This is a genomic window from Amycolatopsis sp. NPDC114478, from assembly GCF_055633805.1.
This window is the reverse complement of sequence record NZ_JBVKDO010000005.1, coordinates 209,276-229,168: the sequence shown is the minus strand read 5'-3', so window position 1 is coordinate 229,168 and position 19,893 is coordinate 209,276. Positions and strand designations below refer to the sequence as shown.

Below are 19,893 nucleotides of genomic sequence, written 5' to 3'. Positions count from 1 at the left end.
GTGGGTTCCGACCGGCGCGCCGTCTGGAGGGAGGACAGGACGCGCCGGCCGGGGGTCATCGCATGCGGCCGCGTGGGCGTAGCGTCACGCCGGTCTGGAGCAGCATGTTGCGGGTCTGGTTGAAGCTGTGCCCATATCGGTCGGCCAGCTGGCGGATCGACGCACCTTGTTCGTACGTCGCGACCATGCCGGGCGGGCATGGCGGAACGACGATTCGCGGCGGTCGCAGGGTTACGCCGCACGAGATCAGTGCGTCACGCACACGCCGGTAGCTGTATCCCGACGACTCGACCAAGGCTTCGATCGTGGCACCGGCTTCGTACTGGCGGCATACGTCGGTCACTTCCTCCGGCGTCACGTCGGCTCCACAGCATCGGCAGACAGCCCGCCAAGCAGGTGCGCAGCGTCCAGCTCGCGGCCGTCCAACTCACCGGCGCGAGCGGCCAGCTGAGCCCCGATGCGCACGAGATCGCTACCAAGCTTCCGGAGTCCGGCCGCGTAGCCAGCGTCATCGGGTTGCAAGGTCAGCAGCTCGACGGTCACCCGCCCGATCTCGGTATTCACCTTGGCGAGCCCGGCGAGCAGCTGGCGGTCACGCGCATGCATAGCCGTCCACCTTCGCCCTCACCAGCTCGTCGGCTGCCTCTCGGTAGACCTCGCCGTCATGTCGGGCATTGCAGGTCACCACCTCGGCCAGAGCGCCGACGAACCGGCCGATGACGAGCGTGTCGTGTCGGGGATGCGGGATGGTCGCCCACTCGTGAGCTGCGCACGCCGGACAGATGCGACCACGCCGACGGTTCAGCACGGGCCGAAGGCTGATGCTTGCCCGGTCGTGCTCAAGCGGGAACCGCTGGCCGATGAGACACCACGGACGCAGAAGCTCAAGCCGCGAGTTGCGCAGTTCAGCGACCCGGTACAGGTGCGCCCAGCCGTCAGCTTCGAACTGGTGCCACTCCCAGCGTTCGGCCCGCGATGCTTCGCGTCGAACCGTCGGACGGTCGTCGAGCGCGGTCATCGGATGCCTCGCTCACGCTCGAACGTCAGCAGCGCTGCCCTGGCGGTCTCCCAGTCTTCGTCGGTCATCTCGGCGTGCGTCTGCGGAAGCTGGCGATTTTCGATGTCGATCTCGTTCAGCCGCTGGCCTCCACTGTTGAAAAGGGAGCCGCCGCACCAGAACGTCGACCGGTCTCCGCTCCCGGTCGCGCCCCCAACGTCGTGTGCCTTCACATCGACAACTCTGGTTAAGCGGGAGGACGCAAAACACAGCCAGTGACCATGATTTCACCAGGTCAACGGGCGCGAGCTAGGCGTGAAAGGCATAGATCAGCCGGGCTGGGTGCGTCGCCGGTAGCCTCGGCTCGTGGACTTGCTCCCGTTCGACGAGTACGTGCGTTCGCTCAACCGCAAGCGGATGTCCGCCGGTGTCCTATTCCGTGACGAGGCCGACCGCGTGCTGTTCGTCGAGCCGTCGTACAAGTCGCACTGGGACATCCCGGGAGGCGCGTGTGAGGAAGGCGAGCCGCCTTGGCGCACCGCGGTCCGGGAGATCGCTGAGGAGGTCGGCATCGATCGTCCGCTCGGCGACCTGCTGGTGATCGACTACATCCCGGACGATTCGCGAATGCCGGAGGGGATGGCGTACGTCTTCGACGGTGGTCACGTCACCGAAGCCGAGGTCAAGGCCCTGACGACCACAGATCCCGAGATCCTGTCGGTGGCACTGCTGTCGCTCGATGCCGCAGCACCGCGACTCAAGCCGATCCTCGCCCGGCGGATCGCGACCGCGCTCGACGCTGCGCGTGCTGGCGAGTTTGTGATCTGCGAAGACGGTAGGCGCGTAGCGCGATAGGCTGGTTACCCCGTGCACACAGCCCGGAGGACGGATGACCGCTCACAACCCGCTCGCCGAGAACCTGACGCGTATCCGCAAGGCTCGTGACCTCTCGCAGGAACGGCTCGCCGAGGCGGCCTCGGTTGGCGTCGACACTGTGGCTCGCATCGAGCAGGGCACCCGGACGACCAGCCGGCCGGCCACCCTCCGCAAGCTCGCAACCGCGCTCGGCGTCTCTGTCGATGCCCTGCTCGGCACGATGCCGGCGCCCCACTCCCGCAACGTCGACGTCGCCCCGCTCCGCCGCGCGATCACCGCAGACGCGTCCATCCCCGGTCTTGAGGATCTGGCAGACAGCCGCGAACTGCTGTCGCTTCCGGAACTCACGGCCAGCGCACACGCAGCTTGGCGCGCATACGTCGACGGCCGACACGCCGAACTGCTGCACGCGCTGCCGGTCGTCCTGGCCGACGCCCGACGAGGTGTCCGTGACACCCGCGACGAGGAACGCGCCGGCGCGCACCGCGTCCTGTCGACCGCGTACCGGCTAGGCGCTGGCATCGCGGGCCGGCTTGGCTTCGACGACCTGGCGTACACCTCGGCCGCGCGGGCGATCGAGGCTGCGGCAGAGTCGGATGCTCCGGAGGTCGAGGCCGCCATCTCGCTTCGCTACCTGGCGTGGGCGCTGGTCCGCCAGGGGCGTGCTGAGGACGCCGAACGCGTCGCCACGCAGGCGGCTGCCGCGATCGAACCGCGGATGCTGGATCGCGACCCGGTGCGCGCCGGCGTGTTCGGCAACCTGCTGTTCAACGCCGCAACCGCTGCCCTGCGAACTGGTAGCGCCGGCCGTGCCGAAGATCTCCTTGCCGCTGCTCACGCTGCTGCGATCCGGTCCCGAGGTGACACGGCTTCGGAGGCCGCGATCTTCGGGCCGCGCGTCGCGGCGCTCCAGAACGTCGAGCTTGCGGCGCGGGCCGGCGACCCCGAACAGGCGCTCCGCCTGGCGGCCGCCGTGCCGGACACGACCGGCGACGTTCCCGCGTTCTGGGAGGCCGGCCATCGGCTACTCCTCGCAGCAGCGGCCGCGGACCTCCGTCACGACCGAGATGCGCTGGCCTGGCTCGCCGAGGCACGCGACCTCGCGCCGGACTGGGTGCGGTATCAGCCGCTCGGCAAGACCACGATGCGACGTCTTGTCGATCGAGCTACTCGACGCCGAGGCAAGCAGTTCGCCGCGCTCGCCACGCACTATGGCGTAGTCGACTAGGTCGCTGAACCGTAGCTGCGCGAGGACGAGATGTGATTTGATGCTTACTGTTCTGCATCTTGAATGAGTATTCCCCAAATTTGGTCATCATTGGGCTTATTCTTTCTCCAGCTAGGCCAAGCGTCTACTTTCCATTTGGCGGGCCATGGATCTTCCAGCTTGACTACGCTTGAACCCTGCTTGTACTCAGTCATTGTGATAGAGTTTCGAAGATCTGGGGTCTCGTGGAATTTCGCCCCCGCCCACTTAGCGCCGTGTCGAAAAGTCGAGGACCAAAGACTAATCTTGTCATGGAAGTGTACTTCCTCGAAGAAAGCCGCCGCTCCAACATCTAAGCAGTCAAGCTGTACCTTTTCTAAAAATTCCGAGCCCCTGAACCATATGGGACCGCTTACTTTAACGTTGGACATATCGAGTTTCTTTTTGAAGACGCATCTGGCGAACTCTGTTGGGCCTGACCAGCTGGTGGCACTGAAGCTTGCTTCCCCCTCAAACGTAGACTGGTTAAAGCTCGCAACAAACGGACCACTGAAGGACGACTCTCTGAACGAGACCTCCTCGGTGAAAGTTGATCCGAAGAAGTATGCTCGTCCGGTGAAGCTCGAACGTTGAAATCGTGTTTCGCCGACGAAGGTGCAGTCACGAAAGTCGACGTTGCGGGCGGCGCAGAACATAAAGTTGGTGTCTATCAGAGTCGCACCGCTGAGATCTAAGTCTAAGTTTGGGCCCCAGTGCAGGGGGTTATCGATCAGGTCAACGCTATTTATATCAAATTCACTCGCCCGCAATCGTGATTGTATGATGCGTTGCGCAGTCCTCCTTACCTGGATTTCTTGTTTGGTGATATTGTCTACGTCTGCGTTTGGAAAATTGAAAGGCATTCGAAGGTATGCTGCAAGGACATTAATTACAGTTTGTCTCTGCTCAGTGTTTTCGTTTGCCAATCTCTCCAGGGCGTACATTGCACCTAGGCGAACAGGTGCGTGGGTCGAACCAAGTTGCTCGACTGATTTCGTGTAAAGCTCTGTGACTTGCCTCTGTAGATACTCTTTCTCGCTTGCCGTTGCGAGTCGCTCCTGATGGCTCCTATTGTCGAGCGCTACTTGCTCGTTGTGAGTTTGAGTACGATCCCGCAGTCGTAGATCGGCCTCGGTCGTGCGCTGCCGCCTTACGGCTAGATACAGTGCAAGAATCCCGCCGCCGGAGACAATTATGCCAGACGAAATTTTGACGGCGTCAAAAGTTGCCGCGATCAACTGATTATTGTCTATCGAAATGCTGTGTATCGTAAGCAGAAGAACTAGTAATACGACTCCGGCAAGAAGCGTGACGCCTCCTATTGTGGCGCCGATCAGCCACCTTGGCAACTCCTTCGGCAACGACGTGGCGCTCATTCTGACTTCCTCATTGGGCGCCTGCCGAGGCTCAGGAGATGACGCAGAATTCGGGGCCATACCTTCTAGTCGCTCGTTACGTGCAATCTGCTACAGCAGGTGGTAGCTCTGGCCGACCATCAAGCGGCTCGGTCGCTCGGTGGTAGCGCCGCGCTGAGGGGTGCCACGCGTCGGAAGACTGCCTGGAAGAGAGCACGGCGAGTGCAGGGTCGGTGGTTGGCTCGTCGCGTTGGCTGCGTGTGAGTGACAAGTTGGGTGACGATCGCCGAGATCGACGGTGGTCGCGGGGGGACTTCCACGGACACCGCACTCCCAGGTCGCCGGGCGTCGGGCGAGACCAGAACTCCACGATCTTGACCTGATAACGAAGAGGTCCCAGGTTCAAGTCCTGGTAGGCCCACTCGAACAAACCCGGTTCGCATCCCGCGAACCGGGTTTTGTCGTTTCAGCGCCCTAATTCTCGATCAAGTCCGAGCGCACCTCGTGGCCTGCGGCGTTACCGTCGGAAGCGACGAAGGGGGTCGACATGGGGTGGATCATCGCGGGAAGCGTGCTCGTGGTGCTGCTGGCGATCGCGGCGGTCGTCGATCTGCGGGACCGTCGTCGCGGGGGCACGCGGATCGCCGGCGGGTTGCGCCAGTCGCGGCAGGACGACGTCGTGCGGGATCCGCAGGTGGGCGACCAAGGCAACTACCTGGGGCTCTGAGATACAGGTCAGCCCTGCCGGGAAGAGAATGAACCGGCAGGGCTGAGCGGTCACGGTCGGCGCGCGCCACGGTCGCCTCTCGGCGAAGTGGCTCAACGCGGCTCCAGCCGTACGGAACTCCGCGAAGGCAGTGGTTGAGGCCCGGGGGACACGGTGGGCGCACCGACCAATGGGTACAACAGGACACCCCGCCCCCGTATTTCCGCCGCGGTGTGACGTGCGTTACCTGCATGATCGTGGTTCCACGTGGAACCACCGCCCCGAAGGCGGCCGGCACCGGTGCAGTAACATCACGGGGTAAGGGAAGCAAGCTGAGAAGGGGGCTTCGGTGAAGAAGCTGCTGGCACTCGCGGTCATCGCGGGCGGCGTCCTGTTCGTCGTGAAGCGCAACAAGGCGGCCAAGGCGGAAGCCGACCTCTGGCGCGAGGCGACCGCCCCGGTCCCCTCGAACAACGGCACCACCCCGGCCAAGCCGGCGGGTGCGTCCCACAACTGAGTTTCCCGCGGGCGCCAGCCCGCACCCGGGGCTGTAGCTCAATTGGTAGAGCACCGCCTTTGCAAGGCGGGGGTCAGGGGTTCGATTCCCCTCAGCTCCACAGTTCTTCCCCATCGCAGGCCATCGGGAAATCCCGTGCCGAGGTGCGAGATGCCGGACCCGCCGAACCTCGCGGATGTCGTCGCCGATGCGTCCGCGAGCTGGCTGCCGGGCAGCTTCCTCGGCGCGGTGGACGATGAGGTACGAGCAAAGCTGTTGTCCGCCGGCCGGTTGGTGAGCTTCCCGGCCGGCAGCAAGCTCATCACCGAACGTCAGACCGACGACTGGATCTTCCTGCTCCTGCGTTCCTTCGCCAAGGTGACGGCCGAGCTCGACGAAGGTGGCGAAGCACTTCTCGCCGTTCGTGTGGGTGGCGACCTCGTCGGCGAGCTCGCGGCCGTCGACGGTAGCCCTCGGTCGGCGACCGTGACCGCTTGTGGCCGGGCGCCGGTCGACGCGGTCCAGCTCGAAGCCGCGCAGTTCCGCGAGATCCTGTCCCAGGACGGTCCGGCGTCGATGCGGCTCAGTGCCAGCATCAGCACGAAACTGCGGGCCGCGACCCGGCGACGGGTCGACTACACCGGACTGGCGCCGGTGCAGCGGCTGGCCAGGGCGTTGCTCGAACTGGTCGGCGCCTGCGGTCGCGAGACCGGCAGTGGTGGCCTGATCATCCAAGCCAGCCTGACGCAGATCGAACTCGGGACGCTGATCGGCGTGAAGCGCGCGACGGCCGAACGCGCCGTCGCGCGCCTTCGAGGTCGTGGCTTGATCGACACGTCCGGGCGTCATCCCATCGTCCGTGACGTCGACGCCCTCCGGCGCTTCGCCGAGCGGCCGCGGATGCCCTCAGATGATGGATTGGTGGACTGAGCCGACGCGCCGCTCACATACTCGGCCGTGCTCGCTTTTCCGGTACGCCGCCCGGGCGAGTGCCGGACTGGGTAAAGTTCCGCCGAATCGCGCTCCCTCCTGAGGGTGGAGAAGCTCCGAAGAGTGTTTACCTGGGGAGGGAAACACTGTGTCTTCGCAACCGTGGATCAATTTCTCCTGGCCGCGAACCACCGTGCTCGGTCGGCTCGATCACCGGGTGCGGGCGAGCGTGTTCGCGGCGGGGGCGGAACCGAGAACCACGGAAGATCGCTATCTCGTCCGCCAGAACGAACCCGGCGTGCACGCATTTGTGCTGCTTAGCGGGATGGTCAAGGTGGTCGTCCATTCCGCTTCCGGTGTTTCGGGGCTCCTGGGCATCCGCGTGGCGGGAGACGTGGTCGGTGAGATGAGCGTGCTCGACGAGATCGAACGGTCAGCCAGCCTGATGACGTGCGGGCCTGTTTCGTTCATCGCGATCGAAGGCGCCCGCTTCCGCAAGCTGCTGGCGGAGCAACCGCAGTTTTCGCTCGAAGTGACCCGCATGATCAGCCGGCGGTTGCGGTGGGCCAACCGGCGCCGGATCGACGCCGGTGCGTACGACCCGCTGGTGCGGATCGCGCGGCTGCTCTACGAAGTCGCCACCGCGTACGGAAATCAGCAGCAGGACGGCTGGGACTTGGGCATCTCCGTGACGCAAGCGGAGATCGCTTCCTTGACGGGCGTCGCGCAACGCACGGCCGAACGAGATCTCTTCGAACTCGAACGGAGGAAGGTGATCACCCGTCACTACCGGCGGCTGAAGATCATCGACGCCGATCAGCTCAAGGAGATCGCGGATTGGTCGGAGAATCCGCCTCCGTGCGTATTCCTGTGACTGCGCGTGGCCAATGATGACGGCGCGGATTTTGCATACGAAAGGTTCTTGAAATGGCGCAGATGGGCGAGGTCTGCCGTCGGCTCTGCTTGGCGGCGGACGCTCGTGGCTACGGCCGGGGGAATGATCTTCACCAGATATGGATCCAGCGGCACTTGCTCGAAGTGCTGACCGACGCCGCCGAGGTCGTCGGGTTCGATCGAATGGAATGGCACCGGCAGCAGGGCGGGGATTCCGAATTCGCGGTGTTGCCGGCCGACGTGTCGGAGAAGACCGTGGTCGACGGGTTCGTGCGTGAGCTTTCAGCATGCCTGGCCCGGCACAACTCCAGGCTGAGGGACGATCTGCGGCTGCGCTTGCGGCTCGCCGTGCACTTCGGCCGCGTTGTGCCCGCCGAAAACGGGCACGCCGGCCCGGCGCCGGTCGAGCTTGCGCGGATCCTCGATTCGCCGGAGCTGCACGCCGCGCTCGACGATCGCCCGGCGAGCGACCTGGCGGTCGCGCTGTCGAACCAGGTGTACGAGGACACCGTGCTCCAGGGGCACACGACCCACCGGCCGGCGGACTTCCGCCGCGTGACGATCACCAAGAAGGAGTTCACAGGGACGGCCTGGATCTGGGAACCCCACGCGGGCGCACCGTCCGAGCGGGCGAAAAGCCAGGAGCGGCCGGAAGAACAGCCCACGACGTCACCGGGCACGGTTCAGACGACCGTCAACGGATCCGTCCACGGCGAGAACGTCGTCTTCGGCATCAGGAACGGGTGACGGCCATGACCACTCCCACCACGACGGACGAAGAGCACGAAGCGCCGGAGCCCGAACCGCAACCGGCCGCGGAACCGGAGTACGGCGAAAGCGACCGGGTCGCCATCACGGCGAAGCAGGTCGTCTACAACGCGATCTCGGGGGACATCCACGCCGACAACGCCGTGTTCGGCTTCGGCGCCCGAGTCCGGCGGGCAACGGGCACCATCACTCCGGAAGCGCTCGAAGCCGCGTTGCGCGACTTCGTGCGACCGGAAGGACTGTCCCGCGCCGGCCGGATCCTGCGTCGCAACCACCTCGTCGTGCTCCACGGCAACGAGGGCGACGGCAAGTACACGGCGGCTTTGAAGCTGCTTTCGGAGGTGTGCGGCGGCCTTGCCGACGGACCCGCGCCGACGTTGACGAGCATTTCCCCGGCGAGCACACTCGCGCAGCTCGGCACCGGGATGACCTACCGCGAGGGGCACGGGTACCTGATCGCCGACCTCGTCGGGGACGGCGCCCCGGCGCAGGTTCGCGAGCACGACTTCCGATCGCTGTCGACGGTGCTCGAACGGGCGGGGGCGTACCTCGTCATCACCAGCACCGAGGCCGGTTTGCGAGAGCAGTCGCTGCCGGAGTTCGTCGCCGAAGTGCCCGCGCCGGATCCGCGCGAGCTCCTCCTGAGCCTCCCCGGGATGGCCGCGCTCGAGGCAGGCGTGCGGACGGCGGCTTTGGTGCAGGTCGTCCACCTCCGCCCGCGCGAGATCGTGGCCCTGGCCGCGCATCTTCGCGACGACCCGGACAACGCCCTGCAGGCCTTCCGGTCCGAGGCGAGGCAGCAGGTCACCGACTGGGTCCAGAACACCTCGCTGCGGCGGGACATCTTCGAGGTCACCGTGGTCGCTCTCTTCGGCGTCCTCCCGGAGCCGGTGTTCGACGACCTCCTCGCAGGCCTTCTGCTCACGAGTGATCCGGCGCCTCCCGTCGCGCCAACCGGCGATCGGGAGCTGCCTCGGCGGAACCGGGAGCACCCGTTGCTGGTGGCCAGCGGGCGCGAACGCGCCGGTGGGGTCGGCAGGCAGATCGCCTTCCGCCTCCGCGAACACCGGGCCCTCGCTCTGGAGGCGCTCTACGACGAGTTCGGGCACCAGCTTTGGGATCCGGTGCGCCGGTGGCTGTTCGACGTCCGCGAGCTGGGGCTCACCGAACGTGGTGAGGGCCAGCTGGCGATCGGGCTGGCGATGCTCGCCCGCAACGACTTCGCCGACGTGTGCGCGTCGTTTCTCGAGCCGTGGGCGGCGGGCGGCGTGGTCGAGCGCAGCCAGGCCGCTCTGGTCCTTTGGTTCATGAGCGACGACGACGGCCTGGCCCCGCTGGCGCTCAGCATCGCGTTGGCCTGGGGAGATCGGCAAGGCACCGCCAAGGCACTCACCTCGGCTATGGCGCTCGGTGGTCCCCTCGGCTTGCGCTACCCGGCGGAAGCGATGCAGCGCCTTTGCTTCCTGGCGTTGCGTTCCAAGCGGATCGGCGACGCGGCCGGCGGCTCGCTCGCATTCTTGCTGGCCACCGCGGCCGACGCCGGAGCGACCGCTACCGGCGACGTTCTCGCCACCGTCGCACGTGAGCTGGTGACGGCGACGAACGGTCGGGTCCTCGATGGGATTTCCTTGCCGGATGTCGCCGTGACAGTGGCCGATCCGCTGGCCGATGCACCGGACGAAGCCGACGGCGACGCCTACGAGAAGGGAGTCAGCGTCCGCGTGCTGCGGGCGGCCCGGCGGCTCGTCGTGACCCTGCTCGGGGCGCGTCGAGTGGGCGTCGCGGAGCCGGTGGCGGCCCTTGTCCTGCGCGAGCAGTCGGAGAACATCGCCCTGCTCGGTGCGCTGTGGGCCGATGTGCTGTGCAGCGCCCCGCACCGGGCGGACGCGATCGACGCGCTGCGGGACACGTTCGCGGCACTGGACAAGGCGGACGACGTCCAGGGCGCGGTCGCCGCCCTGGGAGAGGCGATCCGCGAAGCCATGCCACCGGCTCACCAGCGGTTCCGCAACGAAGAACTCAAGCGGCTGCTGCCCGGCGGATCACGGTCGGCCGAAGCCAACCTCACCACCCTGCTGCACACCCTCGGCGGGATGCAACCCGCTCCGCTGCCCCGTTCCCGCCGACCCCGAGGAGATTTCTGATGAGCGTCGACGCACGTCCCTTTCCCGTCCTGGCCGAGCGTTCGCTCGCTCGTGCCCCGCGGAAGTTCTTGTTCCGCAGCCGGCAGATCGCGGAACTGCCGACGTCGGAACCGGGCGCGGTCTTCGTCTTCGAGCGGGGATCCACCTACGTCGCCCTGACCGATCGCCAGCACCTGGCGGGCAACGAAGACCTGGTCGTGAACGCGGTCTCGGTGAGCCTAGTGAGTATGCGCGCATACCAGATCCCGGTGTCGTTCCGGCTGCCGTCGTCGAGCGCGGCCGACGACTTCACCGTCGTCGTGGACTTCACCTGCCAGGTCGTCGATCCGGAACTGGTGGCGGAGCACGGGTGGACCGACCTGCGGGCACCGCTGCGCACCCACCTGAAGCAGAACGGGGCACTGGCCGGTGTGTCCGGTGTGTACTCGGTCGCACAGATCACCAAAGTGCGCCAGGAAGTGGGCGCGCTCGTCGAGGCCTACTGCCGGCTCCGCCCGCCCGCACTGCCGGGAATACGCACGGAACTGGCCGGGGTGTCGGTGCAGACGCCGACGGCGCTGGCCGACCACGAACGTGACCTGCGTGACCAGGGATGGCGGCACAAGCTCGACGAGCGCGAGCAGGCGGCCGAAGACCGGACGGCCGCCCGGTTGAGCGAGTACTTCGACCGCGGCCCCGAGGCCCTGTCGTCCATCGCCGCGGCGAAGAACCAGCTGAACCTGGCCGAAGCCGCGGAGCGAGCCCACACCGAACGCGCGCAGAAGGAGCAGAACCTCATCAAGCTGCTCGAAGTCCTCCCCGACGGGGCGTTGGACACCATCGCCGTCGACGCGGAGAGGTTGTTCGCGTCGGTCATCGACAGCGCGATGCCCCACCGCCAGGCCCGCGGCGACCTCGCTTCGAGGCAGCCCGCGGCTCAGCTCGACGAAGGCCAAGGCCCGCGGGAGAACTCAGGTGACTGAACCGAAGATCCGTCCGCCGGACCTCCCGACGCTCGCTCGCAGGCTCCGCATCCTCACCGGGGTCGACGAGAAGCTGCTCGACGAGATCCCGAGCGACCGGCCCCGGTACACGGCGATGGGCGGGGTCGTTCTCGGCACCGCGACCATCGCCACGTTCTCGATGCTCGTCGGGCTCAGCGAAGCGCTCGGCGGGTTCAACGTCCTGCTGTTCGTGCCGGCCCTGATCTGGGGCGTCTTCATCCTCAACCTCGACCGCTGGCTCATCGCCAGTTCGACCACGACGGCTTGGACCAAGCGCGCGTCCTTGCTCGTCCCGCGCCTGCTCGTCGCCGCCTGCTTCGGAGTCGTGATCGCGGAACCGCTCGTCCTGCGGGTCTTCCAGCCCGCGATCGAACAGCACATCCGCGACGAGCGTGACCAGTCGCTGCGCGACCTGACCAGCGTCCTCCTGCGGTGCAACCCGGAACCCGATGCCGACGAGGGGGCGCGCAAGGCCGCGGAACAGCCGGAGTGCGCCGGGCACCGGATGAACCTGCTGGCGAACCACGCGACGGTGGCACGTCAGCTGGACGACCTGCGTAACGAAGCCGGCGGCCTCCGGAAGAGCATCAAGGACGACACGGACGAGCAAGCCCGCCGCGACAGCGTCGCGAGCGGGGAGTGCGTCGGTACCGCTGGGCCGGGCTTGAGCGGCAAGGCGGGCCGCGGACCGGAGTGCCTCGCCCGGGAACGGGAAGCCGCGGACTTCCGGCAAACCCACCCGATCACCGACCGGGCGACCCGGCTGGCCGGGCTGGAAACCAAGATCACCGAGCTCACTGCGACCCTCGGCGACGCCCAGCGCAACTACCGCCAGGACCGTGACGCGGAAGTCCAGCGCCAAGTGGCCGCGGAGGCGTCCCACCAGGGCGCGATCGGTCTCCTCGAGCGGCTGCGAGCTCTGGACGACCTCACGACCGAAAACGGGTTCCTGGTCGCGGCCACCTGGTTCATCCGCGGCTTCTTGATCCTCGTTGATTGCCTTCCCGTGCTGGTCAAGCTGCTGAGCGGGACCACCCGCTACGAGCAGCTGCTGGAGATGCGCGTGAACAGCGTGTGCAAGGTGTTCCAGCAGCGGGTCCGCACCGATGAAGCTCGCGAGGTCTTCCGGCTGGAGAACGAGCAGCACGAACTCCGGAACCAGGCCGACACCCGCCGGGCGAAGTCCGACGCGCTGCGGCGGTCCGAGGAAGCGCGGCTCCAGGCCGATCTGGACGACGAGGTCGTCCGGCTCGCGGCGCGGCTGAAGCAGACCGACGTCTTCGGTGAAGCGCCAACGGAAAGACCGCGGGACGAGGTCAACGGAAGGAAACCGCACGTCATGACGTGAGCGGCTTCGACGGCCCGGGCGCCGGAAACGCACCCGGGCCGTCCGCCTCAGCGAAGGAAGCTGAGCACCGCGTCCCGGCCCGCGTGGCCGCGCTCGCGGTTCTGGATCGAATGGGACTCGCCCGGGACGATCACCAACTGGCCACGAGGGGCCTGGGCCGCTTCCTCGCGCGCCCACTCCAGCGGTGTCGACAAGTCGCGGTCGCCGTTCAGCAGCAGGACCGGGACGTTCGGCAGCCGGGACGCCGGGTTCGAGCCGGGGCGCTCCGCGGGCCACGGCAGGCACGTCTGGATGAAGCCCTGCTGCGTCGCCACTTCCGTCGTGTATGGCCAGGTCGCCGACGGTGGCAGCGCGCGTGCTGTCAACGACAACAGCGGCTGCCGCAAAGCCATGGGCGTCGCCGATGAGCCCCATGGGAAGCGCTGGTCCGCGCACAGCGTCGCCGCGTGCAATCCCGAGCTGAACGATGCCGGGTCGTCGCCGCCCGACTTGTACGTCTCCAGGAGCCCATCCAGCTGCTCCGGCGATCCGCCGCGGGCCGCGTGGAGGGCTCCGATGACGTCGCCCGCGGACGGGTTGCGGTACGTCGGGTCGACGAACTCGTATGTCACGATCAAGTCGAAGATCTTCACGCCGTCCGCCGTGCCGCGGTGGCGGACCACCCACGCCAGGTCGTCCGCCGGGTCGAAGCCGCAGGCCGGGGCCACCGCGCACGCCGCGCGCAGCACACGCGCCTCGGCCGTCAACCCCGTCAGGTAGAGGGACGCCGATGCGGACGCGTGGTGCGGCAGCACCGAATCCAGGACGACCTTGCTGACGTTGCCCGGGTGCGCGATCGCGTACCGCGCCGCCGTGAACGAGCCGTACGAGACGCCGTCGACCACCATCTTCGACACGCCCAGCGCCTGGCGGAGCTGGTCGAAGTCCGCGACGGTCTGGTCGGTCGAGTACAGCGGCGCTGTGTTGCCGAGGATGCGCGCGCACTCGGTGACCGCGTCACGCGTTGGCGTCGCGATGTCCGAGCTGCCCATCTGCGCCTGCAAACCCGGGCAGTGCAACGCGTTCGCGCCGGTGCCGCGCTGGTCCAGCATGACGAACCGGTAGTCCTTCGCGACTTCCGGCAGCCGCTGGGTCGCGATCCGCGTGATGCTGCGGACGCCGCCCTGGCCGGGCCCGCCGGTCAAGAACAGCAGCACGCCCTTGGGGGCGGTCACGTTGTCGGCCGTCGCGACCGGCAGGTCGAGCGTGCCCGGCACGCGGCCGGACCGGTCGAGCGGCACGGTCAACGTCGAGCAGGTGAAGCCCGGTTGGCCCGGGCACGGGTGCGGGTCCCTCAGCGTCGGTCGTCCCCCAGGACGCGCGTCGGCCGAGGCCACACCCCCGAGTGCGGCAGTCAACGCCAGGACCAGCCCGGCGGTCAGCAGTTTCGAGCGCATGATCCATCATCGCCACAAAGACCCGGGCGCGGTATACCTCCGATCAGGGCCAGAGGCGCTCGCGGACCCAGCCGCCGTCGGACTTCCGGTACCGCAGCCGCACGTGCCGGCGGTCGTGACTGGCTTGCCAGAACTCGACTTCGTCCGGGTCGACGAGGTAGCGCGTCCACGTTTCCGGGGCCACGTCCGGGTTTTCCGCGACCCAGCGCTCTGCCTCCGCGGCCGCCGCGTCGAGGTCGGCCGGGTCGTGCAGGACCTGCGACTGGTGCCCGATGAACGCCTCGACGCGCGACGCCGGTGGCCGCGCCAAGAAGTCCGCCGCGGATACCTCGGGCGCCGCGGGGGAGACCGGGCCGCGCAGCCGGACCTGACGGCCGCGGCCGGGCCAGAAGAACGTCAGCGCGGCGCGTGGATCCTTGTGCAGCTGCAGGCCTTTCGGGCTCTCCGAGCTGGTCGCGACCGCCCAGCCCGCCGGGCCGACGTCCTTGAGGATGACCACCCGCGCGTCCGGCGCGCCATCGGCGTCCACTGTGGACAGTGTGACGGCGTGCGGCGCCAGCACGTGTTCACCGGCTTCGGTCAGCCATTCGACGAAGAGCGTCTGCGGGTCGGCGGCCGCCGTTTCCGGCTTGAACACAGGGAGTTCTTCAGGGAACGAGGGCCATCCGCGCAACGCGACCATGTCAGTAACCGTACGGCTGCTGTCCCGGCGGCGGGTAGCCGGGCGCGGGCGGACCGGCGGCCGGCGGGGGCGGTACCGGCGGCTGCTGCGGCTGGACCTGCGCCTGCTGCCACTGCACCTGCTGGTAGGCCTCGGCGGGCGGCGGGAAGCAGAACGTCAGCTTGGCGCGGATCGCGCCGTGCATCGCGGCGCCCCAGACCTTCCCGCCGGTGAACGCGTACGTCTGGCCCGCGGTGAGGTCGACCGCCACCATGCGCGTCTCGCCGCCGAACTGGTTGCTCGTCTTCGCCGACGCGGCTTGCGCGGCGTCCGGGTGCACGTGGTGGCCGACCAGCCCGGCGATCACGACCGAGGCCGCGGTCCAGCCCATGGTGCCGACCAGGTTGGCGCGCGCGTACTGCGTGGCGCGGCCGGTGAAGTCGTACAGCGCGGCCGCGCTGATCTCGGGGACGGCCGCCGCGATGACGCAGTAGTTCATCGTCGACAGCATCACCGACTCGGCGAACAACCCGACGGGGCAGAGCGCGGGCCCGATCTGCACGGTCCCGAAGTTGCCGCCGGACCGCTGGATGCGCTCGGCCACCACGCCGAGGTACTGCTCGGGGGTAAGCACGACGCCATCGTCGCACGCCTCGCGGTCACGTCGACTTCAGCCAGCAGTTTTCACACACGCTTCATGGTTGACTGTGCGCGCTATGCGACGACTCGTACTTCTCGCGCCCGCCGTGGTGCTGCTGGCCGGCTGCGGCCCCTCCCTCGTGTCCGGCACCGCGACCCCCAGCCCGCCGTCGACGTCCGTCGGCACGGCCGGGGGTGCGGACCTGCCACCGGACCCCCAGCCTGGCGCGACCGGGGACTGCCCGTACCTCGACAGCCAGTTCGTGGCCGACTCGAACGGCCAGCACGTTTCGAAGGTGCGGATCTCGGCTGACAAGCCTCACCCTGCGTGCTTCTTCTACCGCCCGGACGGGAAGATCCAGCTCACCGTCCGTGTCTACGTCGGGGACGCGAAGACGGCGACCGCGCTGGTCAACAAGGCGGCGCCGGTCGACTCGTCCAACCCGGCCAGCGACCCTTCCGGCTGGAAGGGCGGCTACGAATCGACCGACGACGGCGCCGTCTACGCGGTCGCGAAGGGGTCCGCGGCGGTCATCGCGACCACCAACCAGAAACAGAGCGTAAAGGCACGCACAGTGGTCAAGAAGGCTATCGCTGCCCTGAAGCTCTAGGTAGCGGGCTCCACACGGGTGAGTGATGTTGATCTTGTATTACCCTGTGCGTCACGCGCAGGCTTCGTGGACTCGCGCACCGCAGCCATCGGGGGATCCCCACCCCGGGGCCGGGCACAAAATCTGCAACGCAAAGGACAAGATTCGTGGCTGACACCCTCAAGGACATCCTGCTCGACTCCAGCCGTCGTCCGGCTGTCGTGACGGACTTCGAGACCCTCGTCGACGCCGAGGTCTCGGACAAGGGCGGCGTTTCGGGTGCCGTCGTCAAGACCGGCTTCGCCGCGGTCAAGAAGATCAAGCCGGGCATCATCCCCTCGGCCGTCGACACGCTGCTGCCCGACTTCGCCACCGCGCTCGAGCCGTTCTACGGCGACTACCGCGCCAAGGGCGGCAACGACTTCGGCGCCTACCTGACCAGCCGCTCGGACGAGGCCTCCGACGCGCTGCTGAGCGTCACCGACACGCGCGCCGAGCGCAGCAGCCGGGACAGCATCAAGAAGGTCTACTCGAAGCTGCGCCCGAACGGCAAGAAGAACGTCGAAGAGGCGCTGCCCCGCCTGGGCCAGCTGATCGACAAGCACGCCGCGAACGCCTGATCGCACGCACGACTGAAGAGGCCCCTCGGGTGCACGCCCGAGGGGCCTCTTCGCGTCGGCTTCAGTTCTTCTTCTCGGCGGGCGCCGGGGACGGCGCCTTGCCGTTCGCCTGCGGGCTCGGCTTCGCCGCTTCGGCGGGCTTCGGCGCGGGCGGGGTGGCCTTCGGCGGCGCGGGCGCGACCGGCGGCTCCTGCTTCGACCGGAGCGCGTAGGCGGCACCGGCGCCGACCACGACCAGGCCGAGCAGCCACGGCCACTTGCGACGGCTGCGCGTGCCCTTCGCCGCGGCCTTGGCCTCGACGACTGCGGCGTAGAAGTCCTTCTTCGCCGCCTTGAAGTCCTTCTTGCCGCGGCGCTTCGAGTCGCCGGCCGCCTTCGCGGCCTTGATGGCGGCCTTCTTGGCCTTGCGGCCCGGCTTGCGCAGCTCGGACAGGCGGGAGAGGGCCTCCTGGCGGGCGGCCTTCGAGCTCTTCTTGAGCTCCTTGCGGGTGAGCTCGGTCTTCTTCGCGAGCTGCTTCTGCGCGCGCCGGCCGTGCTTGACGCCCTCGGAGACGAGTTTGTCGGCGGTCTCGGCGGCCTGGGCTGTCGCCCGGGACATGGACTTCACCTCATCATTCGTTTTGACACTGCTCTGTTACCCGTAACCTATCGTGCCCCTTTTCGCCGCCGCCCGCCGCAGATGGCACGATTGGGCCTGTGAAAGCAACGCTGCACACCAACCAGGGTGACATCAACCTGAACCTCCTCCCCGACCACGCGCCGAAGACGGTCGCGAACTTCGTCGGGCTCGCGGAAGGCACCAAGGAGTACACCCAGCCGAACGCGGCGGGCACGAACTCCGGCCCCTTCTACGACGGTTCGATCTTCCACCGGGTCATCGACGGCTTCATGCTGCAGGGCGGCGACCCGACCGGAACCGGCCGCGGCGGCCCCGGCTACAAGTTCGGCGACGAGTTCCACCCGGAGCTGCAGTTCAGCAAGCCGTACCTGCTGGCCATGGCCAACGCGGGGCCCGGCACGAACGGCTCGCAGTTCTTCATCACGGTCGCGCCGACCACCCACCTGAACTTCCGGCACACGATCTTCGGCGAGGTGGCCGACCAGGAGTCGCGCAACGTCGTCGACGCGATCGCGCGCACGGCGACCGGCCCGGCGGACCGTCCGCTGACCGACGTCGTCATCGAGAAGGTCACCATCGAGCACTGACGGCTTCCCCGACGGGAGTTTCGGTAGGTTGGTGACATCGTGAACCAACCGCCGAACCCCGCCGCCGAGCAAGCCGCGCTCCCCGGGTGCTGGTGGCACCCGAACCGCCCGACCGGGCTGAGCTGTTCCCGGTGCGGGCGTCCGGCGTGCCCGGATTGTCTCCGCGAAGCCCCCGTCGGCTTCCAGTGCACCGACTGCGTCCACAGCGGCACCCAGCAGCAGCGCCGCCAGCACCGCGGCTACCAGGAAGCCGGCCTCGGCGTGCGCACCATCGCCGGTGCGCGGCCATCCGGGTCGTTCCTGGCCACGCAGGCCATCCTCGCGGTCAACGTGCTGGTCTTCCTCGTCACGGTCGTCCAGGCGCGCAGCCTCAACGACAACCAGGTGTCGAACGTCTTCCAGCTGGGCGTGCTCTGGGGCCAGGCGACCTTCGGCGCCGACGAGTGGTGGCGCGTGTTCACCTCGGGCTTCCTGCACTACGGCCCGATCCACATCGCGGTCAACATGTTCTCGTTGTGGATGATGGGCCGCGCGCTCGAGCCGGTCTTCGGCAAGGTCCGGTACCTGGCGCTCTACTTCGTCTCGATGCTCGGCGCGTCCACGGCCGTGCTGCTCTTCGACAACCTCGACGGGGGCACCGCCGGCGCGTCCGGCGCGCTGTTCGGCCTGATGGGCGCCTACGCGGTCATCGTGCTGAAGCTGCGCCTCAACCCGACCGGGCTGATCATCACGCTCGCGCTGAACGCGTTCATCACCTTCGGCGTCGCGAACATCTCGATCCTCGGCCACGTCGGCGGCCTGGTCACCGGCGCGCTGGTCACCGTGGCGATGCTCTACGCGCCGCAGGCGCGCCAGGCGACCTGGCAGGCGGCCGGGGTCGCCATCCTCGTCGTCGCGATGATCGGGCTGCTGATCTACAAGGACACCGAGGTCGCGGCCCAGACCTGCCAGTTCGTCCAGTACCGCGGCCAGGAGCTCTACAGCTGCGGCTAGCTGCGCGCGCGGAGCGTGCTGAGGACGTCCAGGACGTCCCGGGGGTCTTCGCCGAGGTCGAGCCACCCGAAGACGTACAGGTCGTCTTCGTGCTCGATCTCGAGCGTGACGCCGTCGCGGCCCAGCCGGCGGGTGGTGCGCAGCCGCGTGCGGGTCTGCGCCCACGGCAGCCGGTGGGTGCCGCCGAGCGTCCGGGCGGCCAGCCCGTCCGGGCCGGCCGCCAGGCGGGGCCGGACGAGCGTCGAGTGCGCGGCGAACGCGCCGACGGCCAGCGTGGCCAGCGCGAACAGCACCAGACCGCCGCGGTCGCCGGTCAGCACGTCGGCTACCACGCCGGCCAGCAGCAACGCGGTGACCGCCCACGCAGATACCACAAGGGCCCGCCGCGGCGCCCACGAGGTGGGGTAGTTATCCACAGGGGTTATCCACACTGGGGATGAGTCACACCGGTGTAATTCGGCGTCAAGCCGCCATTCGGAGTAATAATCAGCGCCAACGCATAGTCATGAGCAGACCCGCGATCATCAGCGCGAACCCGCCGGCGAAGTTCCAGTTGCCCAGGTCGGCCATCCAGGAGATCTTGTCCCCGGCGATGTAGTTCACCAGCAGCCAGACCAGGCCCACGAGCATCAGCCCGAACATGGGGATCTTCCAGGCGAGACCAGTGGGACCGGCCGCCCGCACCTTCACCGGCGTACGCCGGTCGGCAGGCGGGGTGTAAGCCGTCTTCTTGCGGACCTTGGACTTGGGCATCGTGTTCCTCGCGGTGCTGTTTGGGCTCGTCTGGTGGCGATGACCCGCCTGGGGTGCGCAACCAGCGCCACGTGCACACGTTAACGTAAATGACCGCAGGAAAGCAGCGGCCGGGAGTGGTTGGATTTCCCGTACCGTGACGTCGGGGTCACCAAGTGTTGGACGCGGCTTGAGAGGAGCTTGCGTGACTACGCGCGAAGGACCGGATGACGACCGGCGCAGAACCCCCGGGCAGCGGCCCGCGCCCCAGCG

At 67.8% G+C, this 19,893-nt stretch carries 25 protein-coding genes and 1 tRNA gene; 15 read left to right on the top strand and 11 right to left on the bottom strand.

The features are described 5' to 3' along the window. Window positions 1-55: 55 nt before the first annotated feature. From ACZ7OH_RS17065 to ACZ7OH_RS17050, 4 genes are read right to left on the bottom strand one after another with little or no spacing between them, the layout of a single operon-like run. Window positions 56-358: a helix-turn-helix domain-containing protein gene (locus ACZ7OH_RS17065; RefSeq protein WP_470281643.1), complete on the bottom strand. Its 303-nt coding sequence runs from the start codon at window positions 356-358 to the stop codon at window positions 56-58. Next, on the bottom strand, window positions 355-606 hold the full coding sequence (locus tag ACZ7OH_RS17060; RefSeq protein WP_470281642.1) for a hypothetical protein: 252 nt from the start codon (window positions 604-606) through the stop codon (window positions 355-357). The genes ACZ7OH_RS17065 and ACZ7OH_RS17060 overlap by 4 nt, the downstream gene beginning before the upstream one ends. Then, window positions 593-1,018 (bottom strand): hypothetical protein, encoded by a 426-nt coding sequence (locus tag ACZ7OH_RS17055; RefSeq protein WP_470281641.1) that lies wholly within the window; start codon window positions 1,016-1,018, stop codon window positions 593-595. The genes ACZ7OH_RS17060 and ACZ7OH_RS17055 overlap by 14 nt, the downstream gene beginning before the upstream one ends. Next, window positions 1,015-1,230: a hypothetical protein gene (locus tag ACZ7OH_RS17050; RefSeq protein WP_470281640.1), complete on the bottom strand. Its 216-nt coding sequence runs from the start codon at window positions 1,228-1,230 to the stop codon at window positions 1,015-1,017. The genes ACZ7OH_RS17055 and ACZ7OH_RS17050 overlap by 4 nt, the downstream gene beginning before the upstream one ends. A gap of 133 nt (window positions 1,231-1,363) precedes the next feature. On the opposite strand from ACZ7OH_RS17050, the gene ACZ7OH_RS17045 reads away from it, so the two are divergent. Together ACZ7OH_RS17045 and ACZ7OH_RS17040 are read left to right on the top strand one after the other, a co-directional pair. Then, the gene (locus ACZ7OH_RS17045; RefSeq protein WP_470281639.1) at window positions 1,364-1,852 is read left to right on the top strand and encodes an NUDIX domain-containing protein; all 489 of its coding nucleotides are present in this window, start codon (window positions 1,364-1,366) and stop codon (window positions 1,850-1,852) included. A 34-nt stretch (window positions 1,853-1,886) separates the two neighbouring features. After that, on the top strand, window positions 1,887-3,101 hold the full coding sequence (locus tag ACZ7OH_RS17040; protein WP_470281638.1) for a helix-turn-helix domain-containing protein: 1,215 nt from the start codon (window positions 1,887-1,889) through the stop codon (window positions 3,099-3,101). 44 nt (window positions 3,102-3,145) lie between these two features. On the opposite strand, the gene ACZ7OH_RS17035 is transcribed toward ACZ7OH_RS17040, so the two are convergent. Further along, window positions 3,146-4,495, bottom strand: coding sequence for a pentapeptide repeat-containing protein (locus ACZ7OH_RS17035; RefSeq protein ID WP_470281637.1), 1,350 nt, complete (start codon window positions 4,493-4,495; stop codon window positions 3,146-3,148). 526 nt (window positions 4,496-5,021) lie between these two features. On the opposite strand from ACZ7OH_RS17035, the gene ACZ7OH_RS17030 reads away from it, so the two are divergent. From ACZ7OH_RS17030 to ACZ7OH_RS16990, 9 genes are all read left to right on the top strand, one after another. Next, window positions 5,022-5,201 carry a hypothetical protein gene (locus ACZ7OH_RS17030; protein WP_470281636.1) on the top strand — a complete coding sequence of 60 codons (180 nt, stop codon included), beginning with the start codon at window positions 5,022-5,024 and terminating at the stop codon, window positions 5,199-5,201. A 328-nt stretch (window positions 5,202-5,529) separates the two neighbouring features. Beyond that, on the top strand, window positions 5,530-5,697 hold the full coding sequence (locus ACZ7OH_RS17025) for a DLW-39 family protein (protein WP_086679331.1): 168 nt from the start codon (window positions 5,530-5,532) through the stop codon (window positions 5,695-5,697). Between the two features lie 27 nt (window positions 5,698-5,724). Further along, window positions 5,725-5,797: transfer RNA gene (locus tag ACZ7OH_RS17020), tRNA-Ala, on the top strand. A 50-nt stretch (window positions 5,798-5,847) separates the two neighbouring features. Next, window positions 5,848-6,606, top strand: coding sequence for a Crp/Fnr family transcriptional regulator (locus tag ACZ7OH_RS17015; RefSeq protein ID WP_470281635.1), 759 nt, complete (start codon window positions 5,848-5,850; stop codon window positions 6,604-6,606). A 148-nt stretch (window positions 6,607-6,754) separates the two neighbouring features. Further along, complete coding sequence (locus ACZ7OH_RS17010) at window positions 6,755-7,480, top strand: Crp/Fnr family transcriptional regulator (RefSeq protein WP_470281634.1); 726 nt, start codon at window positions 6,755-6,757, stop codon at window positions 7,478-7,480. 53 nt (window positions 7,481-7,533) lie between these two features. Beyond that, window positions 7,534-8,247 carry a hypothetical protein gene (locus ACZ7OH_RS17005; protein ID WP_470281633.1) on the top strand — a complete coding sequence of 238 codons (714 nt, stop codon included), beginning with the start codon at window positions 7,534-7,536 and terminating at the stop codon, window positions 8,245-8,247. Between the two features lie 5 nt (window positions 8,248-8,252). Then, window positions 8,253-10,412, top strand: coding sequence for a hypothetical protein (locus ACZ7OH_RS17000; RefSeq protein WP_470281632.1), 2,160 nt, complete (start codon window positions 8,253-8,255; stop codon window positions 10,410-10,412). Beyond that, window positions 10,412-11,374: a hypothetical protein gene (locus ACZ7OH_RS16995; protein WP_470281631.1), complete on the top strand. Its 963-nt coding sequence runs from the start codon at window positions 10,412-10,414 to the stop codon at window positions 11,372-11,374. The genes ACZ7OH_RS17000 and ACZ7OH_RS16995 overlap by 1 nt, the downstream gene beginning before the upstream one ends. Then, window positions 11,367-12,743: a DUF4407 domain-containing protein gene (locus tag ACZ7OH_RS16990; RefSeq protein ID WP_470281630.1), complete on the top strand. Its 1,377-nt coding sequence runs from the start codon at window positions 11,367-11,369 to the stop codon at window positions 12,741-12,743. Before ACZ7OH_RS16995 ends, ACZ7OH_RS16990 begins: the two co-directional genes overlap by 8 nt. A gap of 47 nt (window positions 12,744-12,790) precedes the next feature. Here ACZ7OH_RS16990 and ACZ7OH_RS16985 read toward each other — a convergent pair whose 3' ends face one another. From ACZ7OH_RS16985 to ACZ7OH_RS16975, 3 genes are read right to left on the bottom strand one after another with little or no spacing between them, the layout of a single operon-like run. Beyond that, window positions 12,791-14,179, bottom strand: coding sequence for an alpha/beta fold hydrolase (locus ACZ7OH_RS16985; protein ID WP_470281629.1), 1,389 nt, complete (start codon window positions 14,177-14,179; stop codon window positions 12,791-12,793). Between the two features lie 43 nt (window positions 14,180-14,222). After that, window positions 14,223-14,861, bottom strand: a complete 639-nt coding sequence (locus ACZ7OH_RS16980) for a pyridoxine/pyridoxamine 5'-phosphate oxidase (protein WP_470281628.1) — start codon at window positions 14,859-14,861, stop codon at window positions 14,223-14,225. Between the two features lies 1 nt (window position 14,862). Continuing rightward, window positions 14,863-15,474: a hypothetical protein gene (locus ACZ7OH_RS16975; RefSeq protein WP_470281627.1), complete on the bottom strand. Its 612-nt coding sequence runs from the start codon at window positions 15,472-15,474 to the stop codon at window positions 14,863-14,865. 82 nt (window positions 15,475-15,556) lie between these two features. Here ACZ7OH_RS16975 and ACZ7OH_RS16970 point away from each other — a divergent pair, with 82 nt between their 5' ends. Together ACZ7OH_RS16970 and ACZ7OH_RS16965 are read left to right on the top strand one after the other, a co-directional pair. Beyond that, a complete protein-coding gene (locus ACZ7OH_RS16970; RefSeq protein WP_470281626.1) occupies window positions 15,557-16,090 on the top strand; it encodes a DUF2020 domain-containing protein in 534 nt (177 codons plus the stop codon). 146 nt (window positions 16,091-16,236) lie between these two features. After that, entirely contained in the window at window positions 16,237-16,689 is a 453-nt protein-coding gene (locus tag ACZ7OH_RS16965) for a DUF6918 family protein (RefSeq protein ID WP_400901857.1), read from the top strand. A 61-nt stretch (window positions 16,690-16,750) separates the two neighbouring features. Here the strand turns inward: ACZ7OH_RS16965 and ACZ7OH_RS16960 are convergent, their stop codons facing one another. Further along, the gene (locus ACZ7OH_RS16960; RefSeq protein ID WP_400865955.1) at window positions 16,751-17,287 is read right to left on the bottom strand and encodes a hypothetical protein; all 537 of its coding nucleotides are present in this window, start codon (window positions 17,285-17,287) and stop codon (window positions 16,751-16,753) included. Between the two features lie 98 nt (window positions 17,288-17,385). On the opposite strand from ACZ7OH_RS16960, the gene ACZ7OH_RS16955 reads away from it, so the two are divergent. Then, on the top strand, window positions 17,386-17,895 hold the full coding sequence (locus tag ACZ7OH_RS16955; RefSeq protein ID WP_372667583.1) for a peptidylprolyl isomerase: 510 nt from the start codon (window positions 17,386-17,388) through the stop codon (window positions 17,893-17,895). A 39-nt stretch (window positions 17,896-17,934) separates the two neighbouring features. Continuing rightward, window positions 17,935-18,888 carry a rhomboid family intramembrane serine protease gene (locus tag ACZ7OH_RS16950; RefSeq protein WP_400901853.1) on the top strand — a complete coding sequence of 318 codons (954 nt, stop codon included), beginning with the start codon at window positions 17,935-17,937 and terminating at the stop codon, window positions 18,886-18,888. On the opposite strand, the gene ACZ7OH_RS16945 is transcribed toward ACZ7OH_RS16950, so the two are convergent. Then, window positions 18,885-19,262, bottom strand: coding sequence for a PH domain-containing protein (locus ACZ7OH_RS16945; protein WP_470281625.1), 378 nt, complete (start codon window positions 19,260-19,262; stop codon window positions 18,885-18,887). The two genes, ACZ7OH_RS16950 and ACZ7OH_RS16945, sit on opposite strands and share 4 nt — an antisense overlap. A 112-nt stretch (window positions 19,263-19,374) precedes the next feature. Beyond that, window positions 19,375-19,641 carry a cell division protein CrgA gene (crgA, locus tag ACZ7OH_RS16940; RefSeq protein WP_033261030.1) on the bottom strand — a complete coding sequence of 89 codons (267 nt, stop codon included), beginning with the start codon at window positions 19,639-19,641 and terminating at the stop codon, window positions 19,375-19,377. Window positions 19,642-19,893 lie beyond the last annotated feature (252 nt).